This is a genomic window from Nocardioides sp. YJ-D4, from assembly GCF_054031495.1.
This window is the reverse complement of the sequence record NZ_CM132932.1, coordinates 4448013-4474425: the sequence shown is the minus strand read 5'-3', so window position 1 is coordinate 4474425 and position 26413 is coordinate 4448013. Positions and strand designations below refer to the sequence as shown.

At 68.5% G+C, this 26413-nt stretch carries 28 protein-coding genes and 1 tRNA gene; 4 read left to right on the top strand and 25 right to left on the bottom strand.

Going from position 1 to position 26413, the window contains the following annotated elements; translation table 11 throughout:
• Positions 1-98 precede the first annotated feature (98 nt).
• From ACW14X_RS21495 to prmC, 15 genes are all read right to left on the bottom strand, one after another.
• Complete coding sequence (locus ACW14X_RS21495) at positions 99-515, bottom strand: DUF2550 domain-containing protein (protein WP_350713203.1); 417 nt, start codon at positions 513-515, stop codon at positions 99-101.
• A gap of 51 nt (positions 516-566) precedes the next feature.
• Positions 567-959, bottom strand: a complete 393-nt coding sequence (locus ACW14X_RS21490) for a F0F1 ATP synthase subunit epsilon (RefSeq protein ID WP_045547377.1) — start codon at positions 957-959, stop codon at positions 567-569.
• Positions 959-2395 carry a F0F1 ATP synthase subunit beta gene (gene atpD / locus ACW14X_RS21485; protein WP_160027752.1) on the bottom strand — a complete coding sequence of 479 codons (1437 nt, stop codon included), beginning with the start codon at positions 2393-2395 and terminating at the stop codon, positions 959-961. Before atpD ends, ACW14X_RS21490 begins: the two co-directional genes overlap by 1 nt.
• Before the next feature lie 26 nt (positions 2396-2421).
• On the bottom strand, positions 2422-3348 hold the full coding sequence (locus ACW14X_RS21480) for a F0F1 ATP synthase subunit gamma (RefSeq protein WP_160027750.1): 927 nt from the start codon (positions 3346-3348) through the stop codon (positions 2422-2424).
• A gap of 3 nt (positions 3349-3351) precedes the next feature.
• Positions 3352-4992 (bottom strand): F0F1 ATP synthase subunit alpha, encoded by a 1641-nt coding sequence (gene atpA / locus ACW14X_RS21475; protein ID WP_160027748.1) that lies wholly within the window; start codon positions 4990-4992, stop codon positions 3352-3354.
• Between the two features lie 81 nt (positions 4993-5073).
• Positions 5074-5886 carry a F0F1 ATP synthase subunit delta gene (locus ACW14X_RS21470; protein ID WP_160027746.1) on the bottom strand — a complete coding sequence of 271 codons (813 nt, stop codon included), beginning with the start codon at positions 5884-5886 and terminating at the stop codon, positions 5074-5076.
• Entirely contained in the window at positions 5886-6422 is a 537-nt protein-coding gene (locus ACW14X_RS21465; RefSeq protein ID WP_457163224.1) for a F0F1 ATP synthase subunit B, read from the bottom strand. The genes ACW14X_RS21470 and ACW14X_RS21465 overlap by 1 nt, the downstream gene beginning before the upstream one ends.
• A 26-nt stretch (positions 6423-6448) precedes the next feature.
• Positions 6449-6661: an ATP synthase F0 subunit C gene (locus tag ACW14X_RS21460; RefSeq protein WP_141795487.1), complete on the bottom strand. Its 213-nt coding sequence runs from the start codon at positions 6659-6661 to the stop codon at positions 6449-6451.
• A 76-nt stretch (positions 6662-6737) separates the two neighbouring features.
• Entirely contained in the window at positions 6738-7544 is an 807-nt protein-coding gene (gene atpB / locus ACW14X_RS21455; protein WP_457163223.1) for a F0F1 ATP synthase subunit A, read from the bottom strand.
• A 113-nt stretch (positions 7545-7657) separates the two neighbouring features.
• A complete protein-coding gene (locus ACW14X_RS21450; RefSeq protein ID WP_350713171.1) occupies positions 7658-8026 on the bottom strand; it encodes a hypothetical protein in 369 nt (122 codons plus the stop codon).
• 151 nt (positions 8027-8177) lie between these two features.
• Positions 8178-8372, bottom strand: a complete 195-nt coding sequence (locus ACW14X_RS21445) for a hypothetical protein (RefSeq protein WP_457163222.1) — start codon at positions 8370-8372, stop codon at positions 8178-8180.
• A 65-nt stretch (positions 8373-8437) separates the two neighbouring features.
• Positions 8438-9505, bottom strand: coding sequence for a hypothetical protein (locus ACW14X_RS21440; protein WP_457163221.1), 1068 nt, complete (start codon positions 9503-9505; stop codon positions 8438-8440).
• 89 nt (positions 9506-9594) lie between these two features.
• Positions 9595-10770, bottom strand: coding sequence for a glycosyltransferase family 4 protein (locus ACW14X_RS21435; protein ID WP_457163220.1), 1176 nt, complete (start codon positions 10768-10770; stop codon positions 9595-9597).
• Complete coding sequence (locus tag ACW14X_RS21430; protein WP_457163219.1) at positions 10770-11498, bottom strand: L-threonylcarbamoyladenylate synthase; 729 nt, start codon at positions 11496-11498, stop codon at positions 10770-10772. Before ACW14X_RS21430 ends, ACW14X_RS21435 begins: the two co-directional genes overlap by 1 nt.
• The gene (gene prmC, locus ACW14X_RS21425) at positions 11495-12352 is read right to left on the bottom strand and encodes a peptide chain release factor N(5)-glutamine methyltransferase (protein WP_457163218.1); all 858 of its coding nucleotides are present in this window, start codon (positions 12350-12352) and stop codon (positions 11495-11497) included. The genes ACW14X_RS21430 and prmC overlap by 4 nt, the downstream gene beginning before the upstream one ends.
• Positions 12353-12528: 176 nt before the next feature.
• On the opposite strand from prmC, the gene ACW14X_RS21420 reads away from it, so the two are divergent.
• A complete protein-coding gene (locus tag ACW14X_RS21420) occupies positions 12529-13182 on the top strand; it encodes a sunset domain-containing protein (protein WP_457163217.1) in 654 nt (217 codons plus the stop codon).
• 67 nt (positions 13183-13249) lie between these two features.
• Here the strand turns inward: ACW14X_RS21420 and prfA are convergent, their stop codons facing one another.
• The 8 genes from prfA to ACW14X_RS21380 all read right to left on the bottom strand — a co-directional run bounded on the left by prfA (position 13250) and on the right by ACW14X_RS21380 (position 21799).
• Positions 13250-14329 carry a peptide chain release factor 1 gene (gene prfA, locus ACW14X_RS21415; RefSeq protein WP_160027735.1) on the bottom strand — a complete coding sequence of 360 codons (1080 nt, stop codon included), beginning with the start codon at positions 14327-14329 and terminating at the stop codon, positions 13250-13252.
• Between the two features lie 87 nt (positions 14330-14416).
• On the bottom strand, positions 14417-14629 hold the full coding sequence (gene rpmE / locus ACW14X_RS21410; protein WP_160027733.1) for a 50S ribosomal protein L31: 213 nt from the start codon (positions 14627-14629) through the stop codon (positions 14417-14419).
• A 132-nt stretch (positions 14630-14761) separates the two neighbouring features.
• Complete coding sequence (rho, locus tag ACW14X_RS21405; RefSeq protein ID WP_457163216.1) at positions 14762-16555, bottom strand: transcription termination factor Rho; 1794 nt, start codon at positions 16553-16555, stop codon at positions 14762-14764.
• A 213-nt stretch (positions 16556-16768) separates the two neighbouring features.
• A complete protein-coding gene (thrB, locus tag ACW14X_RS21400; RefSeq protein WP_350837892.1) occupies positions 16769-17674 on the bottom strand; it encodes a homoserine kinase in 906 nt (301 codons plus the stop codon).
• Between the two features lie 5 nt (positions 17675-17679).
• A complete protein-coding gene (gene thrC, locus ACW14X_RS21395; RefSeq protein WP_457163215.1) occupies positions 17680-18747 on the bottom strand; it encodes a threonine synthase in 1068 nt (355 codons plus the stop codon).
• Positions 18747-20060, bottom strand: a complete 1314-nt coding sequence (locus tag ACW14X_RS21390) for a homoserine dehydrogenase (protein WP_457163214.1) — start codon at positions 20058-20060, stop codon at positions 18747-18749. The genes thrC and ACW14X_RS21390 overlap by 1 nt, the downstream gene beginning before the upstream one ends.
• Before the next feature lie 62 nt (positions 20061-20122).
• Positions 20123-21067: an alcohol dehydrogenase catalytic domain-containing protein gene (locus ACW14X_RS21385; RefSeq protein WP_457163213.1), complete on the bottom strand. Its 945-nt coding sequence runs from the start codon at positions 21065-21067 to the stop codon at positions 20123-20125.
• 69 nt (positions 21068-21136) lie between these two features.
• Positions 21137-21799: a hypothetical protein gene (locus tag ACW14X_RS21380; RefSeq protein ID WP_457163212.1), complete on the bottom strand. Its 663-nt coding sequence runs from the start codon at positions 21797-21799 to the stop codon at positions 21137-21139.
• An 81-nt stretch (positions 21800-21880) separates the two neighbouring features.
• Here ACW14X_RS21380 and ACW14X_RS21375 point away from each other — a divergent pair, with 81 nt between their 5' ends.
• On the top strand, positions 21881-22456 hold the full coding sequence (locus tag ACW14X_RS21375; protein ID WP_160027719.1) for an ASCH domain-containing protein: 576 nt from the start codon (positions 21881-21883) through the stop codon (positions 22454-22456).
• A gap of 88 nt (positions 22457-22544) precedes the next feature.
• Here ACW14X_RS21375 and lysA read toward each other — a convergent pair whose 3' ends face one another.
• Complete coding sequence (lysA, locus tag ACW14X_RS21370) at positions 22545-23930, bottom strand: diaminopimelate decarboxylase (RefSeq protein WP_160027717.1); 1386 nt, start codon at positions 23928-23930, stop codon at positions 22545-22547.
• Positions 23930-25594, bottom strand: coding sequence for an arginine--tRNA ligase (argS, locus tag ACW14X_RS21365; protein ID WP_457163211.1), 1665 nt, complete (start codon positions 25592-25594; stop codon positions 23930-23932). The genes lysA and argS overlap by 1 nt, the downstream gene beginning before the upstream one ends.
• Positions 25595-25680: 86 nt before the next feature.
• Between argS and ACW14X_RS21360 the strand changes: the two genes are divergently transcribed.
• Positions 25681-25753: transfer RNA gene (locus ACW14X_RS21360), tRNA-Arg, on the top strand.
• A gap of 92 nt (positions 25754-25845) precedes the next feature.
• Complete coding sequence (locus tag ACW14X_RS21355) at positions 25846-26391, top strand: RNA 2'-phosphotransferase (RefSeq protein ID WP_457163210.1); 546 nt, start codon at positions 25846-25848, stop codon at positions 26389-26391.
• Positions 26392-26413: the final 22 nt, after the last annotated feature.

The following is a 26413-nucleotide window of genomic DNA, read 5'->3' as shown; positions in this document are numbered from 1 at the left end:
CTACGATCCGCCGCGAATGCCTTCCGGACAATCAGGGAAGCCCCCGAAAGCAAACCGACCGACCCCGGTGTTGTGCCGGAGACGGTCGGAGGAAGACGTCAGAAGACGGTCCAGGTGGACCGCATCGGGCGAGACTCCAGCCAGGCCTGGAAGCCGATCAGGGTCTGCTGGTCCATGGCCAGATCGATGTGTTCGCCCTTGACGTCGCAGGTCACGATCAGGCTCTCGGGGTAGAGGACGAGCTCCTCGATCCCCTCAGGAGAGCGGCTGGAGACATAGACGATCTCGACCCGGCGCCAGACCCGTTTGGGCTTGGGCGAGAGGGAGAAGATCCGGAACCACTCCAGCTGCGCATCGCCGGAGTAGCGGCCGATGCCGATGACCCAACCGCGCCCGGGACTGGTGTCCCGGACGCGGTGGCTCAGTTCGAAGACGCCGCCGTTGCGAGCGAGCAGACGGCGGCGAACGGCGATCCCGACGCCATAGGCGAGGACAAGCAGAAGCAATGCGGCCACAACGGCCAAGAGCAGCTCCCACCATGCCATCCGGGTATCGCCCCTCTTTCCCTAGGAGGCCTTCTCGACAGCGCGGATGCGTGCCTCGGCACGACGGATGCGCTTCTCGGCGTCGTTGTTGGTGCCGAGCAGGCGACGGGCCTCCTCGAGCTCGACCTCAGCCTGGCTGAGGTCGATCTCGTGGGCCAGCAGCACGTGCTCGGACAGGATCGAGACGCGGTCGTTGGCCACCGAGAGGAAGCCACCGTCGACGGTCGCGATGACCTCGGTACCCTCCTCCGGAGTGATCTCCACGACCGCCTCGGTGAGAGCCGACAGCACCGGCGCGTGACCGCGCAGGACGCCGACATCACCGTCGACCGTTCGGGCGATGACCATGGTGGCCCCGCCGCTCCAGACCACGCGGTCTGCAGCGACGAGCTCCACCTGAAGTGCGTCCGTCATCAGAGGCTCTTCTGGATCTCGGCCCACTTCGCCTCGACGTCGTCGAGGCCACCGCACATGAAGAACGCCTGCTCGGCGACGTGGTCGTACTCACCCTCGGCGATCTTGTTGAACGCCTCGATGGTGTCCTTGACCGGAACCGTCGAACCCTCGATGCCGGTGAACTGCTTGGCGACGTAGGTGTTCTGCGACAGGAACCGCTGGATCCGGCGAGCGCGGGAGACGATGATCTTGTCTTCCTCGGAGAGCTCGTCGACACCCAGGATCGCGATAATGTCCTGCAGCTCCTTGTTGCGCTGGAGGATCTGCTTGACGCGGACTGCGCAGTCGTAGTGGTCCTGACCGATGTACTGCGGGTCCAGGATTCGCGACGTCGAGGTCAGCGGGTCCACGGCCGGGTAGATACCCAGCGACGCGATCTCGCGGGAGAGCTCGGTGGTCGCGTCCAGGTGGGCGAACGTGGTCGCCGGGGCCGGGTCGGTGTAGTCGTCGGCCGGCACGTAGATCGCCTGCATCGAGGTGATCGAGTGACCACGCGTCGAGGTGATCCGCTCCTGGAGCTGACCCATCTCGTCGGCCAGGTTGGGCTGGTAGCCAACGGCCGAAGGCATCCGGCCCAGCAGGGTCGAGACCTCGGAGCCCGCCTGGGTGAAGCGGAAGATGTTGTCGATGAACAGCAGCACGTCCTGGCCCTGGACGTCGCGGAAGTACTCCGCCATCGTCAGCGCCGAGAGAGCCACGCGAAGACGCGTGCCCGGCGGCTCGTCCATCTGGCCGAAGGTCAGGGCGACCTTGTCGTAGACGCCGGCCTCCTGCATCTCGTGGATGAGGTCGTTGCCCTCACGGGTGCGCTCGCCGACACCGGCGAACACGGAGACACCACCGTGGTTCTTGGCGACTCGGGCGATCATCTCCTGGATGAGGACGGTCTTGCCGACGCCCGCACCACCGAAGAGGCCGATCTTTCCACCGGTCACGTAGGGGGTGAGGAGGTCGATGACCTTGATGCCCGTCTCGAACATCTGGGTCTTGGACTCGAGCTGGTCGAAAGCCGGAGCCTTGCGGTGGATGCCCCAGCGCTCGTTGACCTCGACCGTGGACGGGTCGACGTCGAGGATGTCGCCGGTCGCGTTGAACACGTGGCCGAGGGTGACGTCACCCACGGGAACCGTGATCGGGCCACCCGTGTCACGCACCGAGGAGCCGCGTACGACGCCGTCGGTCGGCTTCAGCGAGATCGCGCGGACCATGCCGTCGCCGATGTGCTGGGCAACCTCGAGCGGCAGGGTCGTCGTCTCACCGCTGATGGTGACCTCGACCTCGAGCTTGTTGTAGATGTCCGGCATGGCGTCGACGGGGAACTCCACGTCGACGACCGGGCCGATCACGCGGGCGATGCGGCCCGTCGTGGTCTTCTCGTCAACCTGTGCGGTCATTTTCTAGTCAGTCTTTCTGTGGGTTCTCAGTCGTTCGCAGCCTGGGCGTCGGCGAGCGCGTTCACGCCGCCGACGATCTCGCTGATCTCCTGGGTGATGCCTGCCTGGCGAGCCTGGTTGGCAACCCGGGTGAACTTCTTGATGAGCTCATCGGCATTGTCGGTAGCCGACTTCATCGCCTTCTGACGCTGGGCCAGCTCGGAGGCGGCGGCCTGCAGCAGCGCGAACCAGATCCGGCTCACGACGTACTGCGGGAGCAGCGAGTCGAGCACGGCCTCGGCCGACGGCTCGAACTCGTAGAGCGGCAGGACGTCGCCCTCGGCCGGAGCCTCGGTGCCCTCCACGACCTCCAGAGGCAGGAGACGTACGGCGGTGGGCTTCTGCGTCATCATGGTGATGAACCGCGTGTAGACCACGTGGACCTCGTCGACGCCGGGAGCGGCGGCCTTCTCGGCCTCGGTGCCCTCGACGAAGACCTCGATCAGCTTCTCGCCGATCTCCTTGGCCGCGTCGTACTCCGGACGGTCGGAGAAGCCGGTCCAGGCCTGCGCCACGGAACGACCGCGGAACTTGTAGAAGGCCTCCGCCTTGCGTCCGGTGACGTAGAGGTCAACCTCCTTGCCCTCGGCCTTGAGCTTCTCGACCAGGCCCTCGGCCTCCTTGAGCACGCTCGAGGAGTAGGAGCCGGCCAGACCACGGTCGCTGGTGACCACCAGGACGGCGGCGCGGGTGGGCGCCTCCGGCTCGGTGGTCAACGGGTGGTCCACGTTGGAGTAGGTCGCCACCGCCGAGACGGCGCGGGTGAGCTCACGGGCGTACGGCGCGGCCGCATTGGCCCGCTGCTGCGCCTTGATGATCCGGGACGCAGCGATGAGCTCCATGGCACGCGTGATCTTCTTCATCGACTCCGTCGACTTGATCCGCGCGCGGAGTTCACGCACTGACACGGCCATGGGTCAGCCCCGCTTCTGCTTGACGATCTGCTCCTGCTCGACGTCCTCGTCAGCCAGGGCCTGCTCCTTGGCGGAACCCGGCTTGATCGAGTGGCCCTCCGAGGTCTCGAACTGGTCGAGGAAGGAGTCGTAAGCCTTCTTCAGCTCGGACTCGGTGGAGTCCTCGAACTTCAGCGACTCACGGATGCCGGCGAGGATGCCGTCGTGGGAGCGACGCAGGAAGTCGAGGAACTCCCGCTCGAACTTGAGCACGTCCTCGACCGGGACGATGTCCAGGCCGCCCGAGGTGCCCAGCCACAGCGAGACGGTCATCTCGTCGATCGGGTAGGGCGAGTAGGCCGGCTGCTTGAGCAGCGCCATCAGCCGCTGACCCCGGGCCAGCTGCTGCTTCGAGGCCGCGTCCAGGTCGGAGGCGAACATCGCGAAGGCCTCCATCGCGCGGTACTGCGCGAGCTCGACCTTGAGCGAGCCGGTGACGCCCTTGAGGGCCTTGGTCATCGCGGCGCTACCGACGCGGGAGACCGAGACGCCGACGTCGATCGCCGGGCGCTGGTTGGCGGCGAACAGGTCGGACTGCAGGAAGATCTGACCGTCGGTGATGGAGATGACGTTGGTCGGGATGAACGCCGAGACGTCGTTGGCCTTGGTCTCGATGATCGGCAGACCGGTCATCGAGCCCTTGCCCATCTCGTCGGAGAGCTTCGCGCAGCGCTCCAGCAGCCGGGAGTGCAGGTAGAAGACGTCACCCGGGTAGGCCTCACGGCCCGGCGGGCGGCGCAGCAGCAGCGACACGGCGCGGTAGGCCTCGGCCTGCTTGGTCAGGTCGTCGAAGACGATCAGGACGTGCTTGCCCTCGTACATCCAGTGCTGGCCGATGGCCGAGCCGGTGTAGGGGGCGAGGTACTTGAAGCCGGCGGAGTCGGAGGCCGGAGCCGCGACGATCGTGGTGTACTCCAGCGCGCCGGACTCCTCGAGGGCGCCACGCACGGAGGCGATGGTCGAGCCCTTCTGGCCGATGGCGACGTAGATGCAGCGGACCTGCTTGTCGGGGTCGCCCGACTCCCAGTTCTGCTTCTGGTTGATGATCGTGTCGATCGCGACCGTGGTCTTACCGGTCGAGCGGTCACCGATGATCAGCTGACGCTGGCCACGGCCGATCGGGGTCATCGCGTCGATCGCCTTGATGCCGGTGGCGAGCGGCTCGTGCACCGACTTGCGGGCCATCACGCCGGGAGCCTGGAGCTCCAGGGCGCGGCGGCCGACCGTCTCGATGTCGCCGAGGCCGTCGATCGCGTTGCCGAGCGGGTCTACGACGCGGCCGAGGTAGCCGTCACCGACGGGGACCGAGAGAACCTCGCCCGTACGTCGGACCGACTGGCCCTCCTCGATCTTGTCGAAGTCACCCAGGACGACGACACCGATCTCGCGGGTGTCCAGGTTCAGGGCGAGACCAAGGGTGCCGTCCTCGAACTCGAGGAGCTCGTTGGTCATGGCCGAGGGCAGACCCGACACGCGGGCGATGCCGTCCGCGGTCGAAGCGACGGTGCCGACCTCCTCGGTCTTCGCCGCCTCCGGCTTGTAGTCCGCGACGTACTTTGCCAGTGCGTCCCGGATCTCGTCGGGACGGATGGAGAGCTCCGTCATCTGTGCCTTCTCTCTCAGTTCTTACAAGTCAGTCTGTGTCACACAGGGGTCGTACGGCCAGTTGACGGCCGCGGTGCCGGATCAGCCGGCCAGGGCTCGCTGCGCCCCTTCGAGGCGACTCGAGACGGTGCCGTCGATGACGTCGTCACCGATCGATACCTTGATGCCACCGACGACAGCCGGATCGACGACCACGTTGAGGTGGACCTCACGGCCGTACTTCCTCGCCAGTGCTGCCGCCAGACGGGTGGTCTCGGCCTCCGAGAGCGGGGCCGCAACGCGGATGACCGCGGTGCCCTCGTCTGCGACGGATGCCGCGACCTTCTGGTATTCACCGAGAGCAGCCGATGCGGTGCGGTAGGTGCCCGCCAGCGCCTGCTTCGTCAGGGTCACGGTCGCCGGAAGCGCCTTGCCCCCGAGCAGCGTGTCGACCAGCGCGGCCTTGTCCTCGGTCGTACGGGCCGGGTCGGAGAGCGCGTCGCGCAGCTCCGGCGTCTCCTGCACGGCCTGCTGGACCGCGAACAGCTCGTCGGCGAGGCGCTTGGCCTCGCCGCCGGCGCTGCGGACCGCGGCGATCTCGCTCAGTCGCTCGACCGCATCGCTCAGGTCACCGGCGTGCGTCCAGCGGTGCTTGACCGCCGACTCGAACACGCCGAGTCCCGTTGCGTCGACCTTCCCGCCGAACAGCTCGGCGACGAGGCCGGTCTTGGCCTCCTGCGGCACCGAGGCGTCGGTGACGAAGCGGCGCAGAGCTGCCTCGGCACGGAGGGTCTGGGAGACCTCGAAGAGGGTGTCGGCCGCCTTCGCCGCCGCCTCGGGAGAGGCGGAGACGGCGGTCTTCAGCTCCTCGGTCAGGGCGGCAACGGCGTCGGCCGACGCTCCACGGAAGTCCATCAGTGAACCCCTGCCTCGAGGTCAGCGAGGAACCGCTCGACCACACGGCTGGAACGCTCGTCGTCGTCCAGCGACTCGCCGACGATACGACCGGCGAGACCGGTGGCCAGCGAGCCGACCTCGGTCTTGAGCGACGTAGCAGCCGCCTGGCGCTCGGCCTCGATCTGCGCCTTGCCGGCGGTGATGATGCGCTCGGCCTCGGCCTGCGCCTCGAGGCGCATCTCGGCCTTGATCGCGGCGCCCTCCTCGCGAGCCTGCTCGCGGATGCGGGCAGCCTCGTGGCGGGCGTCGGCCAGCTGGGACTCCAGCTGGGCGAGCTTGGCATCTGCCTCGGCCTGCTTGGCGTTGGCGTTCTCGATGCCACCTTCGATCGCCGCGGTTCGATCGGCGTACGCCTTCTCGAAGTTCGGAACGATGAACTTCGCAACTCCCACGAAGAGGAGGGCGATGACGATGAAACCGAGGATGATCTCCGGGACGTGCGGGACCAACGGGTTGATCTCGGTCTCCGCAGCGGTTACCTGGGTAAGGATCATGTCGGAACCTTCAGTAGTTCCCTACGTCAGCGAAGGACGAAGGCGAGAGCCAGGGAGATGATGAAGAACTGCTCACAGAGCGCGAAGCCGAGAATCGCGATCGCCTGCAGGCGGCTCTGGGCCTCCGGCTGACGGGCAACACCGGCGACGTACGCGGCGAAGATCAGACCGACACCGACACCCGGGCCGATGGCGGAGAGGCCGAGGCCGATGATTCCGAGCTGTCCCGACAGTTCCATGGGATTTCCTTCCGGTTGTGACGCGATCTGCGTCAGTTGTTGTGCGTCGACTTGGGTTGGCTGTTTAGACGAGGCGTCAGTGCTCGTCGGCGACTGCACCGGCGATGTACATCGCCGAGAGCAGGGTGAAGACATAGGCCTGCAGGAACATGATCAGCATGTCCAGGAAGGACACGAAGATGCCGAGCAGGAAGGCGAAGACGCCGGCGGTGATGCCCTGCCACGCAGGGGTGTAGTGCAGGATCAACCAGGCGCCGCCGATGGAGAAGAGCGCCACCAGCAGGTGGCCGGCGAACATGGTCGCGAAGAGACGAATCGCCAGCGTGAACGGGCGGACCACGATGTTGGAGAGGAACTCCAACGGGACCATCATGAGAAGGATCGGGCCGCTCACGCCGCTGGGCACGGTCTGGAGCTTGAGGTAGCCGACGAAACCGTGCTTCGCGATGCCGACGATGTTGTAGATCAGCCAGGTGATGACCGCCAGGGCCGCCGTGTAGCCGATGTGGGACATCGTGGGGAACTGGACGAACGGGATGATCCCGTAGAAGTTGTTGATGATGATGAAGATGAAGACCGTGAAGAGGTACGGCACGAACCTCATGTAGTCCTTCGACCCGATGATGTCGCGGGCGATGGAGTTGCGGACCATCCCGTAGACGTACTCACCGGCGAACTGCAGACGGCTCGGAACCACGGCGGCCTTGCGGGAGGCGGCGTAGAAGAAGCCGAAGCCGATCACGACGGACAGCAGGACCAGGAGACTCACCTTGGTCAGGGCCCAGTCGCCGGACCCGACGATCGGCGGAAGGAAGAAGTCCGCGGGCCCCGGGATATGAGGCCCCGACTCCGACGCCATAACGGTGGCGGCAAGCGACTTCACGCTGTCTCCTGTTTGTTCGAACTTACGATTCTGGGTGGCGAGCATCTGAGGCTCGGGCATCATCCCGGCGGCCGCCCCCGACGGCCCGGACGATATCAGGCGCTACTGACGGGTCACGAGTCTGCCCCGGGCAGGTCGAAGAGCGGGATTCGCTCGCGTCGCACCAGGAACGCGAACGTGGTCGTCCAAGCGATGGTGAGCGCCATGACCGAGAAGGCTGCCGGACGTACGACAGCGTCTCCCCCGGTCTGCGAGACGACCAGCAGGACAACGAAGAGAACCATGCCTGACAGCGTGAAAACACCGACGGCGGCGGGCAACGACAGCGCGGGCGACTTCGCCGCGATCCAGAACATCGCCCAGGAGCCGACCGCCAGCACGACGACGGTGGCGATCGATCCGATCGCAGCGCCGGTCAGACCATCAGTCCCGGCAAGAACAAAGGCCACCGCGAGGGCCGCGAGCACAGCAACTGCGGACACTGCGGCAGAACCTCGCAGCACCTTGGACTTGCTGGTTGCGGTCGTCATCGTCGGCGGCCGTTCTCTCTGGGGGCATTTCACGTGTTCAGGAGCGTATCCCGAACGCTCGTGAAAACTATCACAAGCGTCTTTGGGTGCCCTAATTGATCGATCAAGATCGGCCGATCGACTCGTCCTCCCACTGCCTCCAGACTTGAGCTCCGACCTCGGCCAGGTTGATTCCGCGCTGACGGTGCTCGTCCGCGACCTCGTCGTACCACTGCTGCATTGCTTCGCTGAAACCAGCGTCGCGCATCAGGTCGAACCGACTCGAGGCACCTGCCAGGTACTTCTGGATCTGAGCCACGAGATGGGCGTCCCGGGTGCGCTCAAGGAGTGCTCTGGCAGTCTCCTCGAAAAGTTCCCGTCCCATCACGCCGCCCCGTTCACGTCTGGCGCGGTCCAGCTCGGTACCTCAGGGAACCGGATGTCTTGCTGGAACCGCGCAAGCTGAGCGAATCCGGCACCGAGCTGCTGCGCTGCAGCGAACGCGAAGTCGAACGCCGCCTTGTAGGCCATGACGTTCGAGAGAAGTTTGGTCAGCGCCGCCGGCGTCACCGTATTCAGCGCTGACCTCAGCACGTCCGCCAGGCTCGTCGGCCGGGGGATCGAGTCCACCAACAACTCGAATACGTCGTTCATTGCCTCAACGCGCGCCTTGTAGGCCAGCGACTCCGCGGTGATTCGCTCCTGGTACGCCCGGAACCCGTCGCCGCTCTCATACACGACGTCCCGCACCTTCTTGAAGTACTCGCGCGCGGCGTTGGACGCGTTGCCCTCCCACTTGCCGTCGAGACCCTCGACGATTCCGTCGATATCCCAAACAATGTCTGTCATCGTCTGGGTCGCCATCTCCAGCGCACCCAACGCATCGCCCACCTTGGTCCAGTCGCCGCTCAGCTCGAGCTTCAGCTTCTTGATGGGATCCTGGATACCCAGCTTCTCCAAGGCGCTGCCAACCCATTTGAACTCAAGCATGTAGTTGATGCTCTTGCTGATGCTGACGAACTGGTCGTACTGGTCCAAGCTTCCCGTAGGCCCCTCCTTGAACTTCGAGGCGTACTCATCTTCGTCGATCCCGTGGCTGGCGAATGAGCCAGTCCCGGGCCGGGCGATCTCCTTCATCAGGCCATCAGCCCGGCGGGCGACATTGAGGTCGGTGTTCTCGTAGTCTCGGGCGATCGCACGCAGCGTGTCGACGACTCCCTCCATCATGCGGCGGTATTCGCCTGTCGCCCCGTACGAGTCGAGGAGCGCTTCACGAATCCCCTCGACTTCGGAGGCAATCTCACTCAGCACGGTGGAGTCGTGAGGCACATGCATCCAGTTGGACGCCGCGCGGCGGATGTAGTCCGCCTTGTCCGACAAGCTCTCGAAATCCCTGGCGGCCGCCCGAATGGCAGCTGGCTGTACGACGAACCCATCCACCGTGAACCCCACTCAACCCCGAGAAATCGGTCAACTGACCGAGCGCACCCAGTCTGCAATGGCACCTCGCCCCTGACAAGGGCGACGAGTCCGTTACGAGGTCAGCGGGGCTGGTTCTCCAGCGGGGTGAGGTCCTCGGGGACCTCGAGGAGCTTGTCGGTGCGCTCGCCGCGGATCTTCGGGAGGACGAAGGTGAGGAGCACGATGAGGGCGGTGGCGACGATGACGCCGACGATGACGACGGGGCCGCGGTAGAGGGTCACGAAGACCGATCCGAAGGACATCAGGCCGGCCCAGAGCCACATGATCAGCACGGCCCGGCGCTGGGAGTGGCCGATCTCCAGAAGGCGGTGGTGGAGGTGCTTCTTGTCGGCGGCGAAGGGTGACCGGCCGGCGCGGGTGCGGCGTACGACGGCCAGCACGAGGTCGACCAGAGGGACCACCAGGATCGTCAGGGGTAGCAGCAACGGCAGGAAGGTCACCAGGAGCGCGGTGGAGGCGTCGAAGGCGTTCACGTTCAGCCCGCCGGCGTTGTAGGAGCCCGAGAGGGTGACCGCGCTGGCGGCGAGGATCAGGCCGATCAGCATCGAGCCGCTGTCCCCCATGAACAGCCTGGCGGGATGCCAGTTGTGGATGAGGAAGCCGACGCAGGCTCCGGCGAGGGCGACGGTCAGGAGCGCCGCGGTCGAGGCGCGGCCGATGTCGTTGATCCGGGTGAACTGGTAGCAGAACAGGAAGAGCGCCAGCGCGCCGATGCCGACGACCCCCGCCGCCAGACCGTCGAGTCCGTCGATGAAGTTGACGGCGTTGACCACGGTGATCACGACGAGCCCGGTGAGCAGCGCGCCCTGGGCGGGGTCGATCGAGAACTGGGTGCCGTCGGGGAAGGTGATCAGGCTGTACTGGAGGTTGAAACCCACCAGGATCGCGGTCGCCAGCACCTGGCCGCCCAGCTTGGTGAGGGCGTCGAGCTCGAAGATGTCGTCGACGACGCCGACGATGCAGATCAGCGCGCCGGCGAGGATGACCACGCCGGTGTCCTGGAGCACGAAGTCCGGCGCATCGGCCAGGAACGGCAGCTCGCGGGCGACCAGGTAGGCGGCGACGAGGCCACCCAGCATCGCCACGCCACCCATGTAGGGGATCGGAACGGCGTGTACGTCGCGGTCACGGACCTTCGCGACGGCCCCCGTGCGCATCGCGAACTCGCGGGCGACGACGGTGAGCAGGTAGGTCACCACGGCGGCGACCAGGAAGAGGAGGACGTAGGCGCGCATCAGGCTTCTGTGTCAGCGTCCGTGGCGGGCGAGTCGGTGTCGGTCATGGACGGGTCCGGATCACCCGGTCGGCGGATGGCGACATCGTGCGGGGCGAGGATCTCGTTGATCCGATCGATGCTGATCGCGCCCTCCCGGAGGACCTTCGGCTCGTCACCGGTGGCGGAGATGATCGTGGACGCCTCGCCGACCGGCGACTCGCCCCCGTCGATGATGGCCTTGACCATCTTGCCGAGCATCTCGTCGGCCTGGTCGGCGTTGGTGGCCGCAGGCTTCGTGGTGCGGTTGGCCGAGCTGGTCGCGAGCGGACCGACCCGGTCGATGATGCGACGCAGGATGTCGGAGTCGGGGATGCGTACGGCCACGGTCTGGCGGGCCTCGCCCAGGTCCCACTGCAGCGACGGCTGCTGGTGGAACACGACCGTCAGCGCACCGGGCCACAGCTCCTCGACGAGGCTGCGCGCCCAGTCGGGGATCCGCGTCGCGAGGGCGTCGAGGGTGGCGACGTTGGAGATCAGCACGGGCGGCGGCATCGAGCGGCCTCGGCCCTTGGCGGCGAGCAGACCGGCCACGGCGCCCTTGTCGAACGCGTCGGCAGCGATGCCGTAGACCGTGTCGGTCGGTACGACCACGAGCTCGCCGGCCTGAAGGGCAGCCACAGCAGCATCGATCGCCTCGGTCTGCTCGTCCTCGGTCGCGATCGGGTAGCGCTCAGTCACAGTGCTCATGTTGCCAGTTGTGCGGTCGTGAAGCGCGGACGGCCTGCCAGATCGAGGTGATCGCGTACGTCCTGCCATCTTCCGGTGGCGGCGAAGACCGCCGGGGCTCCACCGTTCTGACCGTCCGGTCCCTGCTCGTCGGCGTGCTCGAAGCCGACCACTCCCCCGGGCTTGAGCAGCTCGGCGGCCCGCCGTTCCAGGACGCGGATCGCGTCCAACCCGTCCTGCCCGGAGAAGAGCGCGAGGTCCGGGTCGTGGTCCCGCGCCTCGGCGGCGACCGACTCCCAGGCTTCGAGGGGGATGTACGGCGGGTTGCAGACGAGCACGTCGACGCTGCCGTCCAGGTCGGTGAACGCCTCGGCCATGTCGCCCTGCCGGAGGTCCACGCCGGTGCCGGTCAGGTTGCGTACGGCCCAGGGGTAGGCATCCTCCGAGAGCTCGACCGCGTGCACCTCGGCGCCTGGGACCTCGTCGGCGATGCTCTTCGCGATCGCTCCCGATCCCGTGCAGAGATCGACGACGACGGGCTGGTCGATGGTCGCCGCCCGGTCGATCGCCCAGCCCGCGAGCAGCTCGGTCTCGGGCCGGGGCACGAAGACGCCGGGACCCACGGCGAGCTCGACGTGCCGGAAGTACGCCACCCCGGTCAGGTGCTGCAACGGCTCGCGCTCCGCGCGGCGGGCGAGCAGGTCCGCGTAGGCCTTCTCGTGGGGCTCTGCCACGTCGTCGACCAGGAAGAGGCGGTTGCGGTCGGTGTCGAGGACATGGGCCAACAAGATGGCCGCATCGGCGTCCGGGCTCGCGACTCCGGCCTCTGCGAGCTGCTTTCGGGCACTTGCCAGAAGTGTGCGCGGGGCGGTCATGGGCAACTGCTCCTGAATGTGTTAGTCATGCTTTACCCGGCTGAGGGTAACGTTCGGGCGCCTCAACGGTTCTTCCGGTCATATCGGGGGACGCGGGACTGGCCGCCACACCTCGTCGGGCGCTGTGCTGCCCCACCATCACACCCGAGATCTCCCCCGGAAGGAAACATCACCCCATGAAGTGGCTCTTGCTGCTTGCACTCATCCTCGTCCTCGCCCTCCTGATCTGGTTCTTCTTCGGACGGCCAGTCCGCAAGGACGCCAAGGTCGCACACCGAGCGGACGACGAGACCTCGGCAGCCGAGGCCACCACTGCGCCCGTCGCCGCTGCCGCCGTCCCCGCCGAGGCCTCCGTGGCTGAGGCTCCCGCAGCCGAGGCTCCCGCAGCCGAGGAGCCCGCGGCCGAAGAGTCCACCGAGGCTCCTGTCGAGGCCGAGGTCGCCGAGACGGCCACGAACGACGTGACCGAAGCGGACACCGCTGCCGTCGTCGCGGAGGCCGAGAGCGTCACCGCGGCTGCCGCCGCGGAGCCCGAGGCAGCCGAGGCTCCGGCTGCGGAGGCTGCCGTGGCCGCCGAGCCGGAGGCGGCCCCGGCCGCCGAGGCGCCCGCCGCGACCAACGGTGCTCCCTACGCCGGCGCCGTGCTGCCGGCTGCTGACGGAAGCAGCTCGGATGCTGCGTACGACATCAAGGGCAGCAGCGGGAAGAAGTACCACACGACGGCGAGCCCCTACTACGGCCGTACGAAGGCAGCCGTCTACTTCGACTCCGAGGAGTCGGCCAAGGCCGCCGGCTTCGTCGTGGGCTTCAAGAAGAAGGCCAACGCCTGACCTGCACAGACAGACGTCGAAGGTCGCAGTCACTCGGTGACTGCGACCTTCGACGTTGTGGACGTCCTCAGGAGTCGAGGGAGGCCAGGCGGGCCGCCAGGTCGGCGTCCACGGCGCTGCCGATCACCGGCTCCAGGTCGCCGTCGAGGACCTGGTCGAGGTTGTAGGACTTGTAGCCGGTGCGGTGGTCGGAGATGCGGTTCTCCGGGAAGTTGTAGGTGCGGATGCGCTCGGAGCGGTCGACGGTGCGCACCTGGGAGCGGCGGGCGTCGGATGCTTCCGCGTCGGCAGCGTCCTGGGCTGCCTGGAGGAGGCGCGAGCGGAGCACGCGCATGGCCTGCTCCTTGTTCTGCAGCTGCGACTTCTCGTTCTGCATCGAGACGACGATGCCGGTGGGGATGTGGGTGATCCGGACCGCCGAGTCGGTGGTGTTGACCGACTGGCCGCCGGGGCCCGAGGAGCGGTAGACGTCGATGCGGAGGTCGTTGTCGTTGATCTCGACATCGATCGGCTCGGCCTCGGGAACCACCAGGACACCGGCGGCAGAGGTGTGCACGCGGCCCTGCGACTCGGTGACCGGCACCCGCTGGACGCGGTGTACGCCGCCCTCGAACTTGAGCAGCGCGTAGGGCGCCCGACCGGGCTCGGGGGTCCCCTTCGCCTTCACCGCAACGGTGACCGACTTGTAGCCGCCGAGATCGGACTCGTTGGCGTCGAGGAACTCGAGCTTCCAGCCCTGGCGCTCGGCGTAGCGCGTGTACATCCGCAGCAGGTCGCCGGCGAACAGCGCCGACTCCTCGCCGCCCTCCCCCGACTTCACCTCGAGGATGGCGTCCTTGTCGTCGGTCGGGTCACGAGGCACGAGCAGGCGGCGCAGCCGCTCCTCGGCCTCCTCGCGCTGGGGAACCAGCGCGTCGGCCTCCTCGGCGAACGCGGGGTCCTCCCCCGCCAGCTCGCGGGCGGCCTCGATGTCGTCACCGAGCTGCTGCCAGGAGTGGTAGGCGTCGATGATCGAGCTCAGCTCGGCGTACCGCTGGTTGAGCTTCTTCGCCAGGCGCGCGTCGGCGTGGGTCTCGGGCTCGGCGAGCCGCTTCTCCAGCCCCTGGTGCTCCTCGATCAGCCCTTCGACTGCTTCAAACTGTGACATCTCCGCCTCGCTTCGTACGCCTGTGAAACCCTCCAAACACGCCAGCGCCGGCCACCCGCAGATGCGGGGGCCGGCGCTGGGAAGCAGCTACTTGTTGCGCTTGCCGAAGCGAGCCTCGAAGCGAGCCACGCGGCCGCCGGTGTCGAGGATCTTCTGCTTGCCCGTGTAGAACGGGTGGCAGTTGGAGCACACGTCGGCGCGGATGGCGCCCTCGGCCACCGTGCTGCGGGTGGTGAACGAGTTGCCGCAGGTGCAGGTGACCTGGGTCTCGACGTAAGTCGGGTGGATGTCGGGCTTCATGAGGTTCCTCTCAAGACATGGGGTTCCGGGTCGCCACCGCAGGTTGCGGGACGTGAACCGGCACCGAGGATTCAGTGTATGTGAACGCCTGGGGCCGCCAATAATTCCCGGCGGCCCCAGGACGCACAGCACTCAGCTCTTGGCGACCTCGTTGAGCAGCACCATGTTGGTGGCGGAGCCGGCGACCTTCTCGACCAGGACCGAGGCGGCCTTGGCACCGTCGAGCGTGGCGAGCGAGGCGCGCAGCTTGCGCACCGCGTCGCCCTCGCCACCGGCGAAGAGCAGGTCGTCGCGGCGGGTGCCGGAGGCGTTGACGTCGACGGCGGGGAAGATCCCGGCCTCGGCGTACTCCTCGCTCAGGCGCAGCTCGGAGTTGGCGGTGTCCTTGAACGCGTCGAAGATGATCTCGTCGGTCTTGGAACCCGTCTCGACCGCGGCCGTGGCCAGGATGGTCAGCGAGCCGCCGTCCTCGACGTTGCGGGCCGCACCGAAGAACCGCTTGGTCGGGTAGAGCGCCGCGGAGTCGACGCCGCCACCGAGGATCCGGCCCGACGCCGGGACGGAGAGGTTGTACGCCTTGCCCAGGCGGGTCAGCCCGTCGAGCAGGACGACCACGTCGTGGCCGAGCTCGACCAGGCGCTTGGCCCGCTCGATGGCCAGCTCGGCGACCACGGTGTGGTCGGCGGGCTGACGGTCGAAGGTGGAGGCGATGACCTCGCCCTTGACGCTGCGCTCGAAGTCGGTGACCTCCTCCGGGCGCTCGTCGACGAGCACCACCATCAGGTGGCACTCGGGGTTGTTGGCGGTGATCGCTCCGGCGATCGCCTGCAGGACGGTCGTCTTGCCCGCCTTCGACGGCGAGGCGATCAGGCCGCGCTGGCCCTTGCCGATCGGCGAGATCAGGTCGATGACCCGCCCGGTGACCGGGTCGGAGCCGCCCTCGAGGCGGAGCCTCTGGTCGGGGTGGACCGGGGCGAGCTTGTCGAACTCGACGCGGTGCCTGGCGACCTCGGGGTCGGCACCGTTGACCGAGTCGATGCGCACCATCGGGTTGTACTTCTCCTTGCGCTCGCCCTCACGGGGCTGGCGCACCTGGCCGACGATCGCGTCGCCACGGCGCAGGCCGAGGCGCTTGACCAGCGACAGGGAGAGATAGACGTCGTCGGGCCCGGGCAGGTAGCCCGAGGTGCGGACGAAGGCGTAGTTGTCGAGTACGTCCAGGATGCCCGCCGCAGGCACGAGCACGTCGTCCTCGAGGACGGTCGTGTCCGGCTCGCCGCGGCCCGGGCGGTTGCGGTCGCGGTCGCGGCCACGGCGGCGGCGGTTGCGGCGGCTGCCACCCTCGCCGTCGTCATCGCCCGCGTCGTCGGCCGAGTCGGCCGGCCGCTCCTTCTGGGCGTCCTCGTTCTTCTTCTCGGCGGCAGGCTGGCCGGCCTTGGCCGGACCCTTGCTCTGGCCACCACCGGCGGGCTGACCGGACTGGCCGGACTGGCCGGACTGGCCGGACTGACCGCCCTGGCCCTGACCGCCCTGGCCGCCGCTCTTGTTCTGGTTCTGGTTGCGCTGGCGACGCGGGCGCTGGGTGCCCTCGTTGCCGGCGTCAGCAGCCTCGGCGGACTTCTCCGCGGGCTTCTCGGCCTTCTCGGCCGGCTTCTCTGCGGTCTTCTCCGCAGGCTTCTCAGCGGCAGGCTTCTCGACAGCAGGCTTCTCGGCGGCGGCGGGCTTCTCGGCCCTCTCCGCCGGCGCCGACTGCGCCCGGCTGCTCTGCGCAGCCTTGATCGCGTCGATCAGCTGGGCCTTCTTCATCGAGTTCGCCCCGGTGATACCCATACCGTTCGCCATCGCCTTGAGGTCGGCGAGGAGCATTCCGCCAAGGCCACCGCGCTTCTTCGGGGCTGCGTTCGGCTCCGGCGCAGTGGATTCCATGGTTTCAGTCACGTGAGTCCTTTCCCACGTATCGCCGATCGGCGTACGACGCCGACGGCTCGTTTGTCAGAACCCCTGACGCGCCGATGCGCGCCAAACGAAGTGGCATGGCGCGAAAGGGGGATAGCACATTCGCAGGCCTGAACGGCCCAACGGATGTATGCCCAGGCTAACACGCATGGCACCCCTCACAGCAGGGGCCTGGAACGCGGGTCAGAGGATGCGTACGCCGTCCATGTCGACGCTCAGCGCATGGCACGTCCACCCCTCGGGGCAGCGGGCGGTGAGCTTGCTCGTCTCGGCGGACTCGACCCCGCTGCTGAACGCCAGGACCGTGGGCCCTGCGCCGGACACGATCGCCGCGACGCCGTCGGCGCGCAGCTCGTCGACCAGGGCGAGCGACTCCGGCATGGCGGGCCGGCGGTACTCCTGGTGCAGGAAGTCGCGGGTGGCGCGGTGCAGGTGCTCGGGCGCATCGCTCAGCGCCGCGACCAGGAGTGCCGTACGTCCGGCATCGGCCGCCGCGTCGGAGTGCGGGACGGTGTCGGGCAGCAGCCCGCGGGCGGCCTTGGTCTCGACGCCGGTCGCGGGGACGAAGACCACGACGCTGACCCTCGGGTCGACGGCGGTGCGCACGGCGAAGAAGCCGTCGTCGTCACCCGCGATCGTGAAGCCGCCGTGGAAGGCGGGAGCCACGTTGTCGGGGTGGCCCTCGATCTCGGCGGCCTTCTGGAAGAGGGTGTCGTCGTCGAGGATCAGCTCTCCCCCGGCGACCAGCGCGCGAGCGAGCACGAGGCCGCCGATGATCGCGGCCGAGGACGAGCCCAGGCCACGCGCGTGCGGGATCCGGTTGCGGCAGTGCAGCCGCAGACCGGCCGGCTGCTTGCCGATGATGTCGAAGGCGGCCCGCATGGAGCGTACGACGAGGTGGGACTCGTCGAGCGGGACCGTGCCCTCGCCCGCGCCCTCGACGGTGACCTCCAGGTCCCCGCCGGGCACGACCTCGCCGGTGAGCTCGTCACGCAGGTCGAGCGCCAGCCCCAGCGAGTCGTAGCCGGGGCCCAGGTTGGCGGAGGTGGCCGGGACGGTGACGGTCACCGGGCCTTCTACGAACGTCATGGGTGTTACGCGAGTCCTGCTGCTGCCGCCGCGGCTTCGAGGTCGGCTTCGATGATGATCTCGGGCAGCTCACCGAAGAACTCCAGCGCGGTGGCGGTGTCCTTGAGCCCGTGGCCGGTGACGGTGATGACCGTGGTCGCTCCGGCGTAGGTCTCCCCCGCCTCGAGGTCGGCGAGGAGCCCGGCGACACCGGCTGCCGAGGCGGGCTCGACGAAGACGCCGTCGTTGCGGGCGAGCAGCGACTGGGCGGTGAGGATCTGCTCGTCGGAGAGCGCGCGGAAGCGGCCACCGGACTTGGCGGCCGCGGCCTCGGCGAGCTGCCACGAGGCCGGGTTGCCGATGCGGATCGCGGTCGCCTTGGTCTCGGGGTGCTCGACGGGGTGGCCGAGCACGAGCGGCGCCGCACCCTCGGCCTGGAAGGCCCGCATGACCGGGGTCTTGGTGGCGTGGCCGGCCGCGGCGTACTGCTCGTAGCCGAGCCAGTAGGCCGACAGGTTGCCGGCGTTGCCGATGGGCATGAGGTGGTAGTCGGGTGCGTCGCCCAGGCGGTCGACGACCTCGAAGGCCGCCGTCTTCTGGCCCTCGAGGCGGACCGGGTTGACCGAGTTGACCAGCGCGACCGGGTAGCTGTCGGCAAGGGCGCGGGAGAGCTTGAGGCAGTCGTCGAAGTTGCCGCGTACCTTGACCACCTCGGCGCCGTGGACCAGCGCCTGGGCCATCTTGGCGGCACTGATCTTGCCGTTGGGGACGAGCACGACCGGGGTGATCCCGGCCTTGGCTGCGTACGCGGCCATCGAGGCCGAGGTGTTGCCGGTCGAGGCGCAGACCACGGCCTTGGCGCCCTCATGGACGGCGACGGAGATGGCCGCGGTCATGCCGCGGTCCTTGAACGAGCCGGTCGGGTTCTGGCCCTCGACCTTCAGCCACACCTCACCCTTGGCGGCGGCGGAGAGCCACTCGGAGTGGACCAGCGGGGTGCCGCCCTCGCCGAGCGTGACCGCCTTGGTGTCCTGGGGAATGTCGAGGAGCGTGCGATATTCCTCGATCACACCGCGCCACTGGCCGTTGGTCATCAGACTGCTCCTTCTACGCGCATCACCGAGGCGACGTCGCGGACGAACTCCATCTCGCGCAGGTGCTGCACGGTCGCCGCGAGCGCGGCATCGGGGGCCTCGTGGGAGACGACGACGAGCTGGGCGTCCTCTCCCCTGCCTTCTTGGCGTACGGCCTTGATCGAGACGCCGTGCTCGGAGAAGGCGGTAGCGACGGCGGCGAGCACGCCGGCCTTGTCGGCCACGTCGAGGCTGACGTGGTAGCGGGTGACGGTCTCGCCCATCGGGCGCACCGCGCGGTCGGCGTAGGCGGACTCGCCGAAGCCACGGGTGCCGAGGACCTTGTTGCGGGCGATCGTGACCAGGTCGCCCAGGACGGCGCTCGCGGTGGGATCGCCGCCCGCGCCCTGGCCGTAGAACATCAGGTCGCCGGCCGAGGCGGACTCGACGAAGACGGCGTTGTAGGCGCCGCGTACGGTCGCCAGCGCGTGGGTGCGCGGGATCATCACCGGGTGGACCCGCACCGAGACGTCGTCGTCCTCGAGCTCGGCGATCGCGAGCAGCTTGACGACACTGCCCATGGCCTTCGCCGAGGCGACGTCACCGGCGGTCACCTCGGTGATGCCCTCGCGGTATACATCGCTGGCGGTCACCCGGGTGTGGAAGGCGAGGCTCGCCAGGATGGCGGCCTTGGCGGCGGCGTCGAAGCCCTCGACGTCGGCGGTCGGGTCGGCCTCCGCGTAGCCCAGCTCCTGGGCCTCGGCGAGGGCCTCCTCGAAGCCGGCACCGTAGGTGTCCATCTTGTCGAGAATGTAGTTGGTGGTGCCGTTGACGATGCCCATCACCTTGGTGACGTGGTCGCCGACGAGCGAGTCGCGCAGGGGGCGCAGGATCGGGATCGCACCCGCGACCGCGGCCTCGTAGTAGAGGTCGGTGCCGGCCTTCTCGGCGGCCTCGTAGAGCGTCGGCCCGTCCTCGGCGAGCAGCGCCTTGTTGGCGGTGACGACGCTGGCGCCGCTCTCGAGCGCCTTCAGGATGAGACCACGGGCCGGCTCGATGCCGCCGATCACCTCGACCACGAGGTCGACGTCGTCGCGGGCGACCAGGCCCTGGGCATCCGTGGTGAGCAGCTCTGCGGGCACCTCGACGTCGCGCGGGGCGTCGAGGCGGCGTACGGCCACGCCCCTGATCTCCAGCGGCGCACCCACTCTGGCGGCGAGATCCGCATCGCCCTCGAGCAGGAGCCGGACCACCTGGGACCCCACCACACCGCAGCCGAGGACGGCGACGCCCAACGGATCGACGGCGTGCGCGGTCGTCTTGTTGCTGCTCACGCGCCCAAGGGTATCCGGGACAGGCTCCAGGGTCCGACTTCCGCTCTAGGCGCGGACACCTCTCACGTCAGGAGCACGACCTTGCCGGTGGTCTCCCGGGCCTCGAGCGCACGATGGGCGGCCGCGGCCTCGGCGAGCGGGAAGGCGGAGCCGACGTACGGCGTGCGGGAGCCGTCAGCGGCGGCCTCGAGCGAGGCCTGCTCGAACTCCTTGATCCGGCCCTGGACCCAGGGGCCGAGGATGTCGATGATCTTCGCGGCGCCCTCGTAGCCGTCCTGGTCGCCGGAGAAGCGGACCATCCTCCCCTCCGGCGCGAGGTGGGCGTAGACCTGCCTGGGTACGTCACCACCGAGCCCGTCGAGAAGGACCGTGACCCGGGGCTCCTCGGCGCGGAGCCGCTCCAGCCAGCCGTCCGTGCGGTAGTCGATCGCCGTCTGCGCGCCGAAGCCACGGGCGATCTCGAGCTTGGCGTCGGAGCCCGCGAGCCCGACCGCGCGGGCGCCCGCGTTGCGGATGCCCTGGAGCAGGATCGCACCCATGCCACCGGCCGCCGAGGTGACCACGACGACGTCGTCGGGACCGATCTGGGCGGCCTCGAGCACCGCGGCCGAGGTGCGTCCGGTGCCGATCGCAGCCACGGCCTCGGCCGACTCCAGCCCGTCGGGACGCCGGTAGAGCTGCGTCTCGTCGGCGACCGCGAGCTCGGCGTACCCGCCGCTGCTTCCCGGGCCGAGATGCGCGACGACCTTCGCGCCCCGCCAGGCCTCGTCGACGCCCTCACCGAGCTCGTCGACCACACCGGCGACCTCGCGGCCGGGAGTCATCGGGAGCTCCGGTCGCGGCATCGTCGGCGGCAGGTCGCCCGCTCGGATCGAGGTGTCGAGACGGTGGATGCCCGCGGCCTCCACCCTGATGCGTACCTGGCCAGGACCTGGTGTCGGTTCGGGTACCTCCTCGAGTCTCAGGACCTCCGGGCCGCCGAACTCGTGCTGTCTGATCGCTCGCATGCGGCAAGTCAACCTGCTCAAGTTGACTTGAGGTCAAGGGCTTTCCCCAAGCCTTGGAGGAACTCAGCCTCAGGCGAGCTCCGGGATCGGCCGGAGCACCGCGGCGACGTCACGCGCCAGACGTACGCGACGGAGGAGCTCCTCCGCGTCCGGCTCCACGTCGGTGGTGACCGTGATGGCGTCGTCGCGGGCCACCACCCACAGCCGCTCGTCGACGACATGGCTGGCGAACCGGGACAGCGAGCGCGCATGCTCCTCGTCGGCGGCGATGACGGCACCGTCGGGGGTGGTCACGTTGGTCTTGGCGCGGAACTCCGGAGGGAAGAAGATCGGCGTCGGCACCCGGCCGGTGCCGGTGTTGCCCGAGCCGGGCGAGAGCCCGATCATCGCGGCCGTCTTGGGCAGGTGGGCGGGGACCCGCACCACCACCCAGCGCACCGGGCGCCAGGGCCCCTTCCCGGGGGACGCCTTGCCGTGCCAGTACTCGACGAGGATCCCGTCGCAGGTGCCGTCGACGACGAGGTCGCAACGTTCGGCGCGTACGTCCGGCCCCAGCACCTCCCACCGCACCGGCCGCTGCGCGGCGGCCTTGCCGGTCACCACCGTCCAGCCGAACGTGTGCGCCGCCGAGGACACGCTGTCCCGCCGCTCCTTCGTCAGCCGGGCGACGGACGCTCGCGGCGCCTGGGACGGCGCCGCGAGCGTCCGTTCTGAATAGACCCCCCGCGGCATGCGCCCCATCGTAGGACCCCGGACCCCAGGATTTCGGGAAGGCGAAACCGAATTTCGTGTGCCACGCGGTTTGATGGGTGCGTGCTGTTCCCCAACGCCGACCTCGAACGCATCCGCACCGGCGAGGTCGACCTCGCCTTCCGCCGCTGGAAACGTCCGATGCATGTCGCCGGCGGCCGCCAGCGCACCCGGATGGGCGTGGTCGAGTTCGTCTCCGTCTCGCCGGTGTCGTGCGACACGCTGACCGACGAGGACGCCCGCCGGGCGGGCACGACCCTGGAAGACCTGCTCGCCTTCCTGTCCCGCAAGGACGGCGAGATCTACCGGATCGAGATGCGCTACGCCGGCGAGGACGAGCGGGTCGCGCTGCGTACCAAGCGCCCGGGGAAGACCGAGACCGCCACGCTGGTCGCGAAGCTGGCCGACATGGACCGGCGCAGCCGCCGCGGCCCGTGGACCCGGGAGCACCTGGAGCTCATCGAGGCTCGGCCCGGGGAGCTGGCCGAGACCATCGCGGCCTCGATCGGGCGGGAGAAGAAGCCGTTCAAGGCCGACATCCGCCGGCTCAAGGAGCTCGGCCTCACCGAGTCCCTCCCTGTCGGCTACCGCCTGTCACCGCGTGGGCGGGCGGTCCTGCGCGCACTCCGATCCAGCTGAGACGTCACTCCCGTCGGCCGAGACGTCACGCCCGCTGGTCGAGTGGGCATCGACGTGCCCACTCGACCGACGTAAGTGACGTCTCGACCTAGCCCAGATCGGTGGCGAAGAGGTCGTCCTCGGTCTCGCGGCGCACGATCACCCGGGACTCACCGTCACGGACGGCGACGACCGGCGGCCGCAGGGCGTGGTTGTAGTTGGAGGCCATCGAGCGCCCGTAGGCACCGGTGCCCGGGACCGCGATCAGATCACCGGGAGCGATGTCGGCGGGCAGGAACTCGTGCTTGACCACGATGTCGCCGGCCTCGCAGTGCTTGCCGACGACGCGGCCGAGCACGGGCCCGGCGGACGAGGACCGGCCGGCGAGGGTGGCGGAGTAGTCGGCGTCGTAGAGAGCCGTACGGATGTTGTCGCTCATCCCGCCGTCGACGCTCACATAGGTGCGGGTGACGCCGCCGTCGAGGGCGACCTCCTTGACCGTGCCGACCGTGTAGACGGTGCACATCGAGGGGCCCACGATGGCGCGGCCCGGCTCGATCGAGAGGTGCGGCACCGCGAGACCGAAGCCTCGGCACTCGTGCTCGACGATCGCGGTGAGCTCCTCGGCCAGGGCCTTGGGCGTCGCGGGGTCGTCCTGGGTGGTGTAGGCGATGCCGAAGCCACCACCGAGGTCCATCTCGGGCAGCTCGGTGCCGAGCTCGTCCCGGATCCGCGCCTGCAGCGCCAGCACCCGCCGGGTGGCGACCTCGAAGCCGGAGGAGTCGAAGATCTGGGACCCGATGTGGGAGTGGAGCCCGCGCATCTCGACGTTCGGGGCCTCCAGCAGGCGGCGTACGGCCTCGAAGGCGTCGCCGGAGGAGATCGAGAAGCCGAACTTCTGGTCCTCGTGGGCGGTGGCGATGTATTCGTGGGTGTGGGCCTCGACGCCGGCGGTCACCCGCACCATCACCCGGGCGGTGATGCCGGTCTCGGCGGCGATCGCGGCGACCCGCTCGACCTCGTGGAAGGAGTCGACGATGATCCGTCCGACGCCCGCGACGATCGCCCGGCGCAGCTCCATCGGGGTCTTGTTGTTGCCGTGGTAGCCGATCTTCGCCGGGTCCACCTCGGCACGCAGCGCGACCGAGAGCTCGCCGTTGGAGCAGACGTCGAGGCAGAGCCCCTCCTGCGCCACCCAGCGCGCCACCTCGGTGCACAGGAACGCCTTGCCGGCGTAGTAGACGTCGTAGCCGGTGAACGCGTCACGGAACGCGCGGGCGCGCTCGCGGAAGTCGGCCTCGTCCAGGACGTACGCAGGGGTGTTGACGTTCGCGACCAGGTCGGGCACCGCGACGCCACCGACGGTGAGGACACCGTCGGTCTTCTCGGCCGTCGCCGACCACAGCGCCGGCACGAGGGCGTTGACGTCGTCGGGGGTCTTCAGCCAGACCGGGGAGGTGCCGGTGAACGAGCCGGGAGAGGTGTGGCCGGCCATCACATGCGCTCCGGCGCGGAGACACCGAGCAGCCCGAGGCCGTTGGCGAAGACGGTGCGGGCGGCGGAGACGAGCGCCAGCCGGGCCAGGTTGACCGGGGCCACCGGCTCGTCGCCCTTGGGCAGCATCCGGCAGTCGTCATCGTCGTACCAGCGGTGGAAGATCCCGGCGGTGTCCTCGAGGTAGCGGGCGACGCGGTGCGGCTCGCGCAGCTCGGCGGCGGTCGCGACCACGCGAGGCAGCTCGGCCAGCGCGCGCAGCAGCTCGCCCTCGCGCTCGTGGGTGAGCAGGGACGGGTCGAAGGTGTCGAGGTCGATCTGCATGCCCAGGTCGGCGGCGTTGGCCATCATCCGGCAGGTGCGCGCGTGGACGTACTGCACGTAGTAGACCGGGTTGGCGCTGTCGGCCTTGGCCCACAGGTCGAGGTCGATGTCGATGTTGGAGTCGCTGGAGTAGCGCGCCAGCGCGTAGCGGGCCGCGTCCACGCCGATCGCCTCGACGATGTCGTCGATGGTGACCACGGTGCCGGCACGCTTCGACATCCGCATCGGCTGGCCGTCCTTGAGGAGGTTGACCATCTGGCCGATCAGGATCTCGAGGTTCTCGTGGGGCGTGTCGCCGAAGGCGGCGCACATCGCCATCATCCGGCCGACGTAGCCGTGGTGGTCGGCGCCCAGCATGATGAAGCACCGGTCGAAGCCGCGCTCGCGCTTGTCGAGGTAGTAGGCGAGGTCGCCGGAGAAGTAGGCCCCGTTGCCGTCGGCCTTGATGACGACGCGGTCCTTGTCGTCACCGAACTTCTCGGTCGCCAGCCAGATCGCGCCGTCCTTCTCGTAGACGTTGCCGAGCTCGCGGAGCTTCTCGATGGCGCGCTCCACGGCTCCGGACTTGTGGAGGTTGTCCTCGTGGAAGTAGACGTCGAAGTCGACGTTGAAGTCGTGCAGGCTCTGCTTGATCTCGGCGAACATCAGCTCCACGCCGATCGACCGGAAGACCTCCTGCGGGTCTTCGCTCTCGAGCGCGTTCGGCTCCTTGGCGAGGACCTGCTTGGCGATCTCCTCGATGTACGCCCCGCCGTAGCCGTCCTCCGGGACCGGCTGGCCCTGGGCCCAGGCCAGGAGCGAGCGCGCGAAGCGGTCGATCTGGCCGCCGTGGTCGTTGAAGTAGTACTCCCGGGTGACCTCGGCGCCGGACGCCTCCAGGACACGACCGAGCGCGTCCCCGACCGCGGCCCAGCGGACACCACCGAGATGCAGCGGACCGGTCGGGTTGGCGGAGACGAACTCCAGGTTGATGTTGTGGCCCGTGAAGGAGTCGTTGTTGCCGTACGCGGCGCCGGCGGCGACGATCTCGCCCGCCAGCTTGCCCTGAGCCCCGGCCTCGACGGAGATGTTCAGGAAGCCCGGACCGGCGATCTCGACGTCCGCGATCCCGTCGGTCGCCTTCAGCTTCTCGGCGACCTGCTCCCCCAGCGCACGCGGGTTCATCCCCGCCTTCTTCGCCAGCTGCAGCGCCACGTTGGTGGCGTAGTCGCCGTGGCCCTTCTGCCGGGGTCGCTCCACCGTGACAGTGCTCGGAACGCCGTCGGCAAGGGTGATCGCACCCTCATCGACGAGCGCGGTGAGGACATCGACGACCGCGGTGGAAAGCTGCTCAGGAGTCACGGGGTCCAGCGTATAAGCGCCAGTCGGTTTCACCGTTATCCGTCCCAGCCTGTAGGGTTCCATCTGCACTGCTCGAGCAGTGCATCGCCTCCGTAGCTCAGGGGATAGAGCGCCGGTTTCCGGTACCGTAGGCCGCAGGTTCGATTCCTGCCGGGGGCACAGACGAAACCGCTGGGTGACCAGCGGTTTCTCTCGTTTTCGCAGATAACCGGCAGCGGGCGAGGTCGGCTGCATGCCACTCTGTAGCCAGCATGAACACGACTGACGTACGCCGCTCCAAGCGGCTCTCACAGGTGCTGAGGCACCGCCCCGAGTCGGTGGGCATCGAGCTGGACCCACACGGCTGGGTCGATCTGCCCTCCCTCCTCGACGCTCTCGCCGCCCACGGCTCCCCGATGACTCGCGATGACATCGATCGAGTCGTACGAGGCAACGACAAACAGCGCTTCGAGGTCGACGCAACACTCGACCGGATCCGGGCGAGGCAAGGACACACCGTCGAGGTGGACCTGGACCTCACTCCCTCCAAACCGCCGGCGGTGCTCTTCCACGGCACGCCACGCGCCAACATCGACTCGATCCTCGCCTACGGCCTCGACAGGCGCCGGCGCCATCACGTCCATCTCTCTCCCGACCGCGAGACCGCAGAGCGCGTCGGTGCCCGCCGCGGCGACTTCGTCGTCTTCCATGTCGACGCGGCCACGATGCATGCCGACGGGCTCACCTTCTGGCGCACCGACAACAACGTCTGGCTGACGGACGCAGTCCCGCCTGAGAGATTGACCCTCGACGGCTGACGCGCCGATCGGCCACGCGATC

Coding starts and splice junctions, on each gene's coding strand:
- ACW14X_RS21490 (WP_045547377.1), bottom strand. CDS start 959: ATGACGGACGCACTTCAGGTGGAGCTCGTCGCTGCAGACCGCGTGGTC.
- atpD (WP_160027752.1), bottom strand. CDS start 2,395: ATGACCGCACAGGTTGACGAGAAGACCACGACGGGCCGCATCGCCCGC.
- ACW14X_RS21480 (WP_160027750.1), bottom strand. CDS start 3,348: ATGGCCGTGTCAGTGCGTGAACTCCGCGCGCGGATCAAGTCGACGGAG.
- atpA (WP_160027748.1), bottom strand. CDS start 4,992: ATGACGGAGCTCTCCATCCGTCCCGACGAGATCCGGGACGCACTGGCA.
- ACW14X_RS21470 (WP_160027746.1), bottom strand. CDS start 5,886: ATGGACTTCCGTGGAGCGTCGGCCGACGCCGTTGCCGCCCTGACCGAG.
- ACW14X_RS21465 (WP_457163224.1), bottom strand. CDS start 6,422: ATGATCCTTACCCAGGTAACCGCTGCGGAGACCGAGATCAACCCGTTG.
- ACW14X_RS21460 (WP_141795487.1), bottom strand. CDS start 6,661: ATGGAACTGTCGGGACAGCTCGGAATCATCGGCCTCGGCCTCTCCGCC.
- ACW14X_RS21435 (WP_457163220.1), bottom strand. CDS start 10,770: ATGCGCGCCTACGTCCTCCTCTTCCTGGTCGCCGCCGTGGTGACCTAC.
- ACW14X_RS21430 (WP_457163219.1), bottom strand. CDS start 11,498: ATGAGCACTGTGACTGAGCGCTACCCGATCGCGACCGAGGACGAGCAG.
- prmC (WP_457163218.1), bottom strand. CDS start 12,352: ATGACCGCCCCGCGCACACTTCTGGCAAGTGCCCGAAAGCAGCTCGCA.
- ACW14X_RS21420 (WP_457163217.1), top strand. CDS start 12,529: ATGAAGTGGCTCTTGCTGCTTGCACTCATCCTCGTCCTCGCCCTCCTG.
- prfA (WP_160027735.1), bottom strand. CDS start 14,329: ATGTCACAGTTTGAAGCAGTCGAAGGGCTGATCGAGGAGCACCAGGGG.
- rpmE (WP_160027733.1), bottom strand. CDS start 14,629: ATGAAGCCCGACATCCACCCGACTTACGTCGAGACCCAGGTCACCTGC.
- rho (WP_457163216.1), bottom strand. CDS start 16,555: ATGGAATCCACTGCGCCGGAGCCGAACGCAGCCCCGAAGAAGCGCGGT.
- thrB (WP_350837892.1), bottom strand. CDS start 17,674: ATGACGTTCGTAGAAGGCCCGGTGACCGTCACCGTCCCGGCCACCTCC.
- thrC (WP_457163215.1), bottom strand. CDS start 18,747: ATGACCAACGGCCAGTGGCGCGGTGTGATCGAGGAATATCGCACGCTC.
- ACW14X_RS21385 (WP_457163213.1), bottom strand. CDS start 21,067: ATGCGAGCGATCAGACAGCACGAGTTCGGCGGCCCGGAGGTCCTGAGA.
- ACW14X_RS21380 (WP_457163212.1), bottom strand. CDS start 21,799: ATGCCGCGGGGGGTCTATTCAGAACGGACGCTCGCGGCGCCGTCCCAG.
- lysA (WP_160027717.1), bottom strand. CDS start 23,930: ATGGCCGGCCACACCTCTCCCGGCTCGTTCACCGGCACCTCCCCGGTC.
- ACW14X_RS21355 (WP_457163210.1), top strand. CDS start 25,846: ATGAACACGACTGACGTACGCCGCTCCAAGCGGCTCTCACAGGTGCTG.